Below are 10146 nucleotides of genomic sequence, written 5' to 3' on the forward strand. Positions count from 1 at the left end.
TGCGATCGGTGAAAAACAGGCTCGGGAAAGGGTCCGCTGCGACGACCCGGTCGGGGCTCGCCGGCCGGGCGGAGCATGGAAAAGCGCATCATCGCATGAAACGCTGCCGAAGCTCAGGTCGGCTTGACGATCAGCTTGCCGGGGGCTTCTCGACGGGCAAGCGCGAGCAACGCATCCCTGGCCTGCGCCAGTGCATAGGTGCCGGTGATGCGGGGCTTGAAACGGCCGTCGGCGAAGCCATCAAGGATGGCCCCGATCTGCGCGGCGGCAACATCCGGCTCGCGCCTGAGCATCTCGTCCCAGAACACCCCCGACGCCTCGCAGCCCTTGAGCAACAGCAGATTGGCCGGAATGCGCGGAATGTCGCCGGCCGCGAAACCGATGATCAGGATCCGGCCCCGCCATGCCGTCGCACGCAGCGCGGCCTCGGTGAAGGCGCCCCCGACCACGTCCACGACGATGTCTGCGCCCCGCCCGTCGGTGGCCGCCCTGACCGCGTCCTTCAGATCCTCCGCGACATAGTCGATACAGACATCCGCGCCCGCCTCGGCGCACAGGGCGAGACGCTCGGGCGAGCCCGCCGCCGCAATCACGCGCGCGCCGGTAGCATGCGCGACCTCCACCGTAGCCAGTCCGACGCCACCGGCCGCGCCCAGGACAAGCACGGTGTCGCGGTCCTGCATGCGTGCCCGGTCATACAGGCTGAACCATGCCGTGCCGTATGCGACCAGGCCGGCCGCCGCATCCTCGAAGGACACGCCGTCCGCGAGACGCCAGGTCTGATTCACGTGTGCACGGCACGACTCCGCATAACCACCGAACCAGGTGAACGCACACACCCGGTCACCGACGCCGAATCCGGACACACCCGGACCGACCGAGGCGATCGTGCCGGCCACCTCGCCTCCGGGCGAAAAGGGTGCGGGCGGCTTGAGCTGGTATTTGCCCTGCACGATCAGCGTGTCGTAGAAATTCACGCCGGCCGCAGCGACCCGAATCACGACTTCGCCTGGGCCCGGGACCGGGTCGGGTAATTCACCGAGGCGCAACGCGTCTATCGGCGCGAACGCATCGCAGATCAGGGCACGCATAAATCCACTCCTTGTGCAGACGCCGTGCGGGCGGTTTCAACGCATTCGCCGCAACGGTTCAATAGTCGGTGATCCGGTTCACGAAATCCACGACCGACGCGATGACAGCGTCGGACTGGTCCCTGTGCGGCGAATGACGGCAATCGGCGAGCTTTAACAGTTCCACATCGCCGGCCGCCGCAGCGATCCGGTCGATCTGCTGCATCGTGCCGTACTCGTCGTCCTCGCCCTGGATAGCGAGGATGGGGCAACGGATGCGCGGCACGGAGGCCTCGATGTTCCACGCACGAAAGTCCGGATGCAGCCAGATGTCGTTCCAGCCCCGGAACGCAGCATCCACGTCATCGTGATACTTTCCGAGTCGCGTCGCGAGGTCGGTCGTCCGATAGGCCGTCTTGGCGGCGGCGATGCTGCTGACCGAGATGTCCTCGACCATCACGTGCGGCGCCATCGCGATCACGCCGGTCAGGGCGGTATCGGTATTGCCGGCACAGATCAGCGCGATCGAGGCGCCGTCCGAATGGCCGAACAGGATCGGGGCGTCGACGCCGAGCCGCGCGAGCAAAGCGGGCAACACCTGCTCGCCCTCGTCATGCATGTAGCTCACCTCACGCGGGAGGGGGGCCGGATCGGAGCGGCCGTAGCCGGCCCGCGAAAACACGACCGCCTCGCAGCCGGTGGCATCCGCGACCCGCTGCGGGAAGTCGCGCCACATTGAGACCGAGCCGAGGCCTTCATGCAGAAAGACGATGGCGGGGGCGTCCCCGCGCGGATGTGCGGACGGCAGACGCAAGTACTCAAGGCGAACACCGCCCACATCGACGCGTTTCAATTCAGACTCCCAGGTGCTTCCGGATCATCTCCGGGTCGTTGCGGACGGTTTCGCTTGGGCCGTCGAACACGACCGTGCCCTTGACCAGGATCATCGAGCGATCGGTCAGCGAAGTCACGGCCGAATGATTCTTGTCGACGATGACGGTCGCGATACCGGTTTCGCGGATCGTGCGGATCACACGCCAGATCTCGCGCACCAGCAGCGGCGCAAGGCCCTCGGTGGCCTCGTCCAGGATCAGCAGGTCCGGATTGGTCATCAGCGCGCGGCCGATGGTCAGCATCTGCTGCTCGCCACCGGACAACTGGCCGCCCCCGTGCGTGATCCGCTCGGCCAGGCGCGGGAAGGTCTCCATCACGCGCTCGAAGGTCCAGTCACGCCGGCCGTCGACGCCTGCGCGGCCAGCCATCAGCAGATTCTCCCGCACCGACAGATTCGGGAAGATGCCACGTCCCTCGGGCACATAGGCGATGCCACTGCGCGCGATGCGATAGGTCGGCGCCCCGTTCACCGGTCTGCCCCGCACCGTGATCGTGCCCTCGCGCGGATGGACGAGACCCAGCATCGATCGGATCAGCGTGGTCTTGCCCATGCCGTTGCGTCCCATCAGACCCAGCGCCTCGCCTTTCGCGATCGCGAAGTCGACGCCGTGCAGGATGTGACTGGAACCATAGTAGGTGTGCAACCCGCGCGCTTCGAGGAGGGTCTCAGACATGCTGATCATCCCCCTCGCCGAGATAGGCCTGCTGCACCTCCTCGCTGTTGCGGATCTGTTCCGGCGAACCGGACTCGAGGACTTCGCCGTCGACCATCACGGTGATCTGGTCGGCCACCGCAAACACCGCATCCATGTCATGCTCCACCAGCAGGATCGCACGGGTCTGCTTGAGCCCGTTGAGCAGACCGATCATCTGCGTCGACTCCTCCGACCCCATGCCGGCCAGCGGCTCGTCGAGCAGCAACACCTGTGCATCGGTCGCAAGCACCATCGCGATCTCGAGCTGGCGCTGTTCGCCATGCGAGAGCAGGCCGGCGACCCTGTCCTCGCGACCGGCCAGCCCCGCCTCGGCGATCGCCGCGCGCGCGCGCTCGACCGTGTCGAGCAGCTTCATCGCGGGCGTGAAGATCCTCCACGCACGCTGGTTGCGCGACTGCGCGGCCAACCGGCAGTTCTCGAGCACGGTGAACTTCGGGAAGATGTTGGTGCGCTGATAGCTGCGGCCGATGCCGATGCGCGAGCGTTCATGCGCCTTCAACGACGTGATGTCCTTGCCCATGTAACGGATCGTCCCGGACGACGGCGGCAAATCCCCCGACAACATGTTGATCAGCGTCGACTTGCCCGCGCCGTTCGGCCCCAGCAGCGCATGCAGCACGCCGCGCTCCAGCGCGATGTGCACCTCCAGATTCGCCGCCAGACCACCGAACAGGCGGCTCAGACGTTCGGCGACCAACAGCGCCTCAGCCATTCTTGTTCTCCTTGCCAAACCTGCGCAGGATGCGCTCGGGCAACGCGGCCAGTCCGCCCGGCATGAACAGCACCGCCAGCACGATCATGCCACCCATCAACAGCTGCCAGTGCTTGGTCCAGTCGGTGAACAGCTCCTGCATGCCGACCAGCGCGAACGCACCGGCGATTGCCCCGGCCAGATTGCCCATGCCGCCCAGGATCACCATCAGCAGCACGTCGCCCGACTTGTGCCAGGACAGGTACTCGGGCGTCACGAAACCGAACAGCACCGCATACAGAAAGCCCGCGATGCCGGCCAGCCCGCCGGCCAGCGTGAAGGCTGCGAGCTTGTAGCGGAAGGTCGCGTAGCCCAGCGACTGCATGCGGTGCTCGTTGCTGCGGATGCCGACCAGCACCCGACCGAACGGCGAGCGCAGCACCAGCGTCAGGAACAGATAGACCAGCACCATCATCGCGACGACGAAGAAATACAGGTGATCCCCGTCGAGCAGATCGAAGGGCTGGAAGCCGCCGATCGAAGCGTCCGGACGCACGTCCAGGTAGATGCCGTCCGAACCACCGCCCAGCGCGGTGTCGTGGAAGATGTAATAGGCCATCTGCGCGAACGCGAGCGTGACCATGATGAAGTAGATGCCCTTGGTCCTGAGCACGAACAGCCCCACCACGAACGCAGCCGCCGCGGCCGCCAGCACCGACAGGGGCAGGATGACCCACAGGCTGGCCGCCGAAAAGTCGGTCGGAGAAAGCATCACCGCCATATAGGCCGCGACCCCGAAATAGGCGGCATGACCGAAGCTGACCAGCCCGGTGAAGCCGACCAGCAGATCCAGGCTCATCGCGAAAATCGCCAGGATCAGGATGCGGGCGACCACCTCAGTGTAGAACTCCGAGCCGTAGAACGGAAACGCGAGCAGACCGGCCAGCACCAGCAGCTTGAAGGTCGTGGAAACGGTTGAGCTCATGCGGGTCATCCCTTCTTCAGAATGCCTTCAGGGCGCCATAGCAGCACGATCGCCATGACCACATAGACGGTCAGGCCGGCCCATTCCGGAATCAGAACCTTGCCGAAGGTATCGGCGAAGCCGATGATCAGCGCCGCGATCAGCGCGCCCCACACCGAGCCGATGCCGCCGATCACCACGATGACGAAGGAGATGATCAGCACGCTGCCACCCATGCCCGGATACACCGACGAGATCGGGGCCGCGAGCATGCCGGCCAGCGCCGCCATCGCCACGCCGATCGCGAACACGATCGCGTACAGATTGTTGATGTTGATGCCAAGCGCCTGGACCATGTCGCGGTCGTGGCTGCCGGCCCTGATCATCATACCCAGCCGGGTGCGCTGGATCAGAAAGTACAAGCCGGCCGCGAGCGCGAGACAGACCGCCGAGATCACGAGACGATACACCGGATAACTCATCGTGTCGGACAGCGGGATGGACGCGGAGAAGATCGCCGGGATCGCAACGCCATGCACATCGTCGCCCACCGCGAGACTGCGCAACTCCTCGAAGATCAGGATCAGGCCGTAGGTGAGCAATACCTGTTCGAGGTGATCCCGCTTGTACAGGTGAGCGAACAGCAGCTTCTCGAGCACCATGCCGAACACGAACGCCAGCGGCACGCCGAGCGCGATGCTCAGCAGCAGGTTGCCGGTCATGCCGGTCAGCACGAACGCCATGTAGGCGCCGATCATGTAGAAGCTGCCATGGGCCAGATTGATGATGCCCATGATGCCGAACACCAGAGTCAGACCGCTCGCGACCAGGAACAGCAGCAGGCCGTACTGCAGCGCATTGAGCAGCTGGATCAGAAAGGACGTGATATCCATGAACCTTCCCAATCCGGGCGCCCGCAGGCGCCCGGAAAAAGATGGAATCCGACTCCGGGGCGGCAGCGCGCCCCGGAAAGGCAGCTTACATGTTGCAACCGGTGGCCGGATCGGCCAACGCCTCGGCGGCGATGCCGATCACGATGTTTTCGGTGCCTCGCGCCTCGCGCAGGTAGATGTCCTGGATCGGATTGCCGGCCGCCGACAACGTGAAGGTTCCGCGCGGGCTGTCGATGGTCGCCGCCCGCATCGCAGCGCGCAGTTCGGCCTTCTTGCTGGCGTCGCCGCCGACTGCTTCCAGCCCGGCATGCAGAATCTGCGCCGCATCGTAACCCTGCACCGCATAAACGTCCGGCAGCATGTTGTAACGTGCCTGATAGCCTTCGCGGAAGGCCTTGTCCTTCGCAATGTCGAGTCCGTCGGCGTAATGCAGCGCGGTGATCAGGCTTTCGCCTGCGCCACCCATTGCGGCCAGCGTGCCATCGGTCAGGAAGCCGCTCGAGTACAACCGAATGTTCTCCTTGAGCCCGGCCGCGACATAGTCGGTGACGAACTTGGTGGCACCGCCGCCCGCGAAGAACACATACACTGCGTCCGGACGCAGCGACGCGATCTCGGTCAGGAAGGGCTGGAACTCGACGTTCGGGAAGGGCAGCGTCATCTCGCGGACGACCTCGCCGCCGCCCTCGCCGAAGGCCTGCTTGAAGCCATTGACCGCTTCCAGGCCGGCAGCATAGTTCCAGGTCAGCGTCACGGCAGTCTTGGCGCCGCGCTCGATGGCCGCCTTGCCCATCGCGTAGGCCGGTTGCCAGTTGGAGAACGACGAGCGCACCATGTTCGGCGCGCACAGCGACCCGGTCAGATCGTCGGCACCCGCGTTGGGAATGATGAAAGTCGTGTCGCGCTGTCGCGCGACCCGGGCCATCGCCAGAGCGACGCCCGAGTGGACGGTACCGACCAGCACGTCGACCTTGTCGCGGACCACCAGGCGATTGGCGTTCTCGGTCGCCTTGGACGGGTTGGATTCGTCATCGACCGCGAAATACTGGATCTCGCTGCCGGCGAGTTTACCGCCCTGCTCATCGACATACTGCTTGAAGCCGTTGGTGATCGCGGTGCCGAGCGCCGCAAAGGTGCCCGTGGCCGGCAACATCAATCCGACCTTGACCGGGTCGGCCGCCTGCGCCGCGCCGATCGGGATCAGCGCGCCGGCGACCAGTCCGACCATTCCGCGGATGAGGGTGCGACGGCTCTGTTGTTGCTGTTTCATGGTGTCTCCTCCACTGCTGTTATGAAACGGGGTTCGAAACCCCGGAAAATGCATTGCGTCAGCGACCTGCTCCGAGCGCCCGCAATTTGAAACGCTGGATCTTGCCGGTGGCTGTCTTCGGCAACTCCTCGACGAACTCGGTCCAGCGCGGATATTTGTAGGGCGCCAGGTTGGCCTTCACATGCTGGCGGATCACCTCGGCCAGTTCGGCGCTGGGCCTGAATCCGGGCTTCAGTACGATGAAGGCCTTGGGCTTGATCAGATTGTCTTCGTCCTCGAGACCGACGACCGCAGCTTCGAGTACCGCCTCGTGATTGATCAGGCAGGACTCCACCTCGATCGGCGACACATAGATCCCGCTGACCTTCAGCATGTCGTCGCTTCGGCCCGCGTAGACGTAATAGCCGTCGGCCGTGCGACTGTACTTGTCACCGCTGCGGGTCCACCGCCCCTGGAAGGTGTCGCGGCTCTTGGTCCGGTTGTTCCAGTAGCCGATCGCGCTTGTCGGTCCGGCGATCTGCAACTCGCCGGTCTGGTCGGGGGCTTCGATCAAGTCGCCGTGGTCATCCACGAGCCGGACCTCGTAACCGGGGACCGGCTTGCCGGTGGTGCCGTAGCGCACATCGTCGGGCCGGTTGGACACGAAGATGTGCAGCATTTCGGTCGAACCGATGCCGTCGAGAATCGGCACGCCGAAACGCTCTGTCCAGCGCCGTCCGATCTCCTTGGGCAACGCCTCTCCGGCCGAAGTACACGCGCGCAGGCGCATCTCCTGCTGCGTCGGACAGTCCGGACTCGCGAGCATCGCCGCGTAGAGCGTCGGTACGGCGTAGAAGATGGTCGGCCTGTGTTCGCGCAGTCGCTTGAAAACCGCCTCGGGCGTGGGCCGTTCGGCCATCAGGATCGCAGTCGCGCCGACCGCCAGCGGGAAGGTCAGACCGTTGCCCAGCCCGTAGGCGAAGAACAGCTTGGCCGCCGAGAACACGACATCGTCCTCACGAATTCCAAGGATGGGGCGCCCATACAGCTCGGCGGTCTCGATCAGGCTCGAATGTACGTGGACCGTGCCTTTCGGTGCGCCGGTCGAGCCCGACGAGTAGAGCCAGAAACAGGCGTCGTCGCAGGTCGTGTCGACCGCGGCAAACCGATCGGAGGCTTGCGCCAGCATCGTCGTCAGCGCATCGTCGCCTTCATCCGTGCCGGCGACGACGATGCGCTCGAGCGTCGGCACCTTGGCCAACAGCGGCTCGAAGACCGGCAACAGCGGGGCGGACACCACCGCGATCCGCGCCCGGCTATCGCTCAGCATGTACTCGTAGTCACTGGCGGTCAGCAGCGTATTCACCGCGATCGGTACGATGCCGGCCTTGATCGCACCGAGAAAAACGGTCGGAAAATCGATCGTGTCATGCACGCACAGCAGGATGCGCTGTTCGCGCATGACCCCGAGTCGGGTCAGCGCATTGGCCGCACGATTGACGCGCGCGGCCAGCTCGGCGAAGGTGTAGCGACCCGTATCGTCGATGTAAGCGAGCTTGTCACCGCGGCCACCGCTCAGATTGCGACCGACCAGATCGTCCGCCGCATTGTAGCGGCGCGGAATGTCGATGCTGGGTGGACTCTTGCCATGGTCCGCCTGGCTCAGGGTAAACATCTTATGTCTCCTCCGTGCGCGTCGCCATCCCCAAACAGATTAAACATGAACTGTTAATCTGTAAAGCAAAATGGCTTGTCTCCGATCCGGTACATTGCCGGATCTTCTGCTTGATGAACCCGTGCTTCAGGCACATCGGCCCATCGAGTCCTGCCGGTCAGCCCCGGGTGAATTCAATCGCACCCTGTGGCAACAAGTAAAGCACATGCGCACGGCCTTCGCTCACAGTCGGGCGATGGCCGGTTCCGGCTTCATAGACCAGCCAGCCGGCTCCGTGCCCATCGAATTTCGCATCCCCCTCCAACGGCATGATCATGTCGATCTCGCCATGAGGGTGCACGTGATGCGGACCGACGACGTTGTCCATGTCCACGACGTCGACACTGAAACCATGCGTCCCCGGACCCGGCTTGATCACTCGTCCGAAGCGGACCCCGCCATGCTCGCGATCGCACATCCATCCTTGCGCCGCGGCGTCGCGACAGGCCCGGTCGATCGCTCGGAAGACATCCCCATCGGGCGGAAAACGCTCATTGAGCAGGGTTTCGAGTTTCTTGTCTACCGGCATCCCTTCGATGACTGCGGTGATCTCGGCGACCATGGATTCGAACTGCGCTGGCGTCATAATATCCTCCTCATATCTTTGCAATAGAATACACCTACAGATTGAGCGGTAAAGCACTTTAGTACATATATCGGATCAATCTGAATGCTGCGACGCAGTATTTCACAGCGGCGGATGACTTTGTCAATGTGCTTCTCTATATTTACAGCAGTCCACTGCATACTCTTCGTCTCTACACTGCAATATACGTATTGACTTATAAAGTCAACAGCATTATTCTGCATCAACGCCGCATCAGGAATTCGCATATGAGTCAAACAAGCGAAATGGATACCGAAGCCTTGGAAGCACGGCACACGGACGAACGCGCTGACGGGGAGTTCCTGTCGGCGCTCGGCAAGCGCGCACGCGAGATCCGCGACAGGCGTGGAATGACCCGCAAGCTGGTCGCGCGTGAGGCCAAGGTTTCGGAACGTCATCTGGCGCACCTCGAGACCGGCGAGGGCAATGTCTCGATCGTGCTGCTCAGGCACATCGCACGGGCGCTGGATGTATCACTGGTCGAGTTGCTCGCGCCCGAGACCGAGGACACCGTCGAGAAGCGCCTGATCCGCCGTTTCCTCGAACGTCTGCCCCGGCACCGACTCGAGGAGGTGGTTTTCCGCCTGATGCGCGATTTCGGACATGACGAGGCGGTTCGTCGCAAGCGCATCGCATTGATCGGACTGCGCGGGGCGGGCAAATCGACGCTGGGAAGTCGTCTTGCGCAAATGGACGGGGTGCCGTTCATCGAACTCGATCACGAGATCGAGCGCGACACCGGAATGCCCGCGAGCGAGATTTTCGCGCTCTACGGTCAGACCGGATATCGGCGAATCGAACGGCGCACGCTCGAACGTGTCATCCAGAACAACGACCGAGCGGTGATTTCGGTCGGCGGGGGCGTGGTCGCGCAACCGGAAAGCTACGACATGCTGCTGTCCAACTGCCTGACCGTTTGGGTGAAGGCCCGGCCGGAGGAGCACATGGCGCGCGTGATGGCGCAGGGGGACTTGCGTCCGATGGCCGGCAACGACGAAGCGATGGAGGACCTGAAACGCATTCTGGAGGCTCGGGAATCGCTTTACGTACGTGCCGATGCCGTGGTCGACACGTCTGGTGAAACCATCGATCAGAGTTTCACGAAACTGAGGAAGCTGGTCACGAGCTGATCAGTTCGACAGGAGGAGAGACAGTGGGCGCAGTCACAACGAATCAGGATACGGTCGACTACCGTACCGACCCGTCGCAATACCGTCATTGGTCGCTCGCGTGCACGGGGGAGGTGGCCACGCTGACACTGAACATCGATGAGGACGGGGGCCTCCGGCCGGGCTACAAGCTCAAGTTGAACTCCTACGACCTGGGCGTGGATATCGAACTGCATGAC

Annotated in this window: 10 protein-coding genes and 1 pseudogene; 2 read left to right on the top strand and 9 right to left on the bottom strand. The window is 63.6% G+C overall.

Annotation, left to right across the window (positions count from 1 at the left end; all coding sequences use genetic code 11):
* Positions 1-113: 113 nt before the first annotated feature.
* The 9 genes from ACKVEX_RS15755 to ACKVEX_RS15795 form a co-directional block, all read right to left on the bottom strand.
* Positions 114-1091, bottom strand: coding sequence for an NADPH:quinone oxidoreductase family protein (locus tag ACKVEX_RS15755; protein ID WP_473216693.1), 978 nt, complete (start codon positions 1089-1091; stop codon positions 114-116).
* 58 nt (positions 1092-1149) lie between these two features.
* The gene (locus ACKVEX_RS15760) at positions 1150-1923 is read right to left on the bottom strand and encodes an alpha/beta fold hydrolase (protein WP_473216694.1); all 774 of its coding nucleotides are present in this window, start codon (positions 1921-1923) and stop codon (positions 1150-1152) included.
* Between the two features lies 1 nt (position 1924).
* Positions 1925-2638, bottom strand: a complete 714-nt coding sequence (locus tag ACKVEX_RS15765) for an ABC transporter ATP-binding protein (protein ID WP_473216695.1) — start codon at positions 2636-2638, stop codon at positions 1925-1927.
* Complete coding sequence (locus tag ACKVEX_RS15770; RefSeq protein ID WP_473216696.1) at positions 2631-3392, bottom strand: ABC transporter ATP-binding protein; 762 nt, start codon at positions 3390-3392, stop codon at positions 2631-2633. Before ACKVEX_RS15770 ends, ACKVEX_RS15765 begins: the two co-directional genes overlap by 8 nt.
* Entirely contained in the window at positions 3385-4356 is a 972-nt protein-coding gene (locus ACKVEX_RS15775) for a branched-chain amino acid ABC transporter permease (protein ID WP_473216697.1), read from the bottom strand. Before ACKVEX_RS15775 ends, ACKVEX_RS15770 begins: the two co-directional genes overlap by 8 nt.
* 5 nt (positions 4357-4361) lie before the next feature.
* A complete protein-coding gene (locus tag ACKVEX_RS15780; RefSeq protein ID WP_473216698.1) occupies positions 4362-5228 on the bottom strand; it encodes a branched-chain amino acid ABC transporter permease in 867 nt (288 codons plus the stop codon).
* A gap of 85 nt (positions 5229-5313) precedes the next feature.
* Positions 5314-6498, bottom strand: a complete 1185-nt coding sequence (locus tag ACKVEX_RS15785; protein ID WP_473216699.1) for an ABC transporter substrate-binding protein — start codon at positions 6496-6498, stop codon at positions 5314-5316.
* A gap of 58 nt (positions 6499-6556) precedes the next feature.
* The gene (locus ACKVEX_RS15790) at positions 6557-8152 is read right to left on the bottom strand and encodes a benzoate-CoA ligase family protein (RefSeq protein ID WP_473216700.1); all 1596 of its coding nucleotides are present in this window, start codon (positions 8150-8152) and stop codon (positions 6557-6559) included.
* A gap of 157 nt (positions 8153-8309) precedes the next feature.
* Positions 8310-8777: a 4-hydroxylaminobenzoate lyase gene (locus ACKVEX_RS15795; protein ID WP_473216701.1), complete on the bottom strand. Its 468-nt coding sequence runs from the start codon at positions 8775-8777 to the stop codon at positions 8310-8312.
* 248 nt (positions 8778-9025) lie between these two features.
* On the opposite strand from ACKVEX_RS15795, the gene ACKVEX_RS15800 reads away from it, so the two are divergent.
* Together ACKVEX_RS15800 and ACKVEX_RS15805 are read left to right on the top strand one after the other, a co-directional pair.
* On the top strand, positions 9026-9928 hold the full coding sequence (locus ACKVEX_RS15800; protein ID WP_473216702.1) for a helix-turn-helix transcriptional regulator: 903 nt from the start codon (positions 9026-9028) through the stop codon (positions 9926-9928).
* A gap of 23 nt (positions 9929-9951) precedes the next feature.
* Positions 9952-10146 (top strand): annotated as a pseudogene (locus ACKVEX_RS15805) (2,3-epoxybenzoyl-CoA dihydrolase); the annotation flags it as partial.

Source organism: Denitraticella aggregata (genome assembly GCF_048158365.1).
Lineage (GTDB): Bacteria > Pseudomonadota > Gammaproteobacteria > Burkholderiales > Rhodocyclaceae > Azoarcus_F.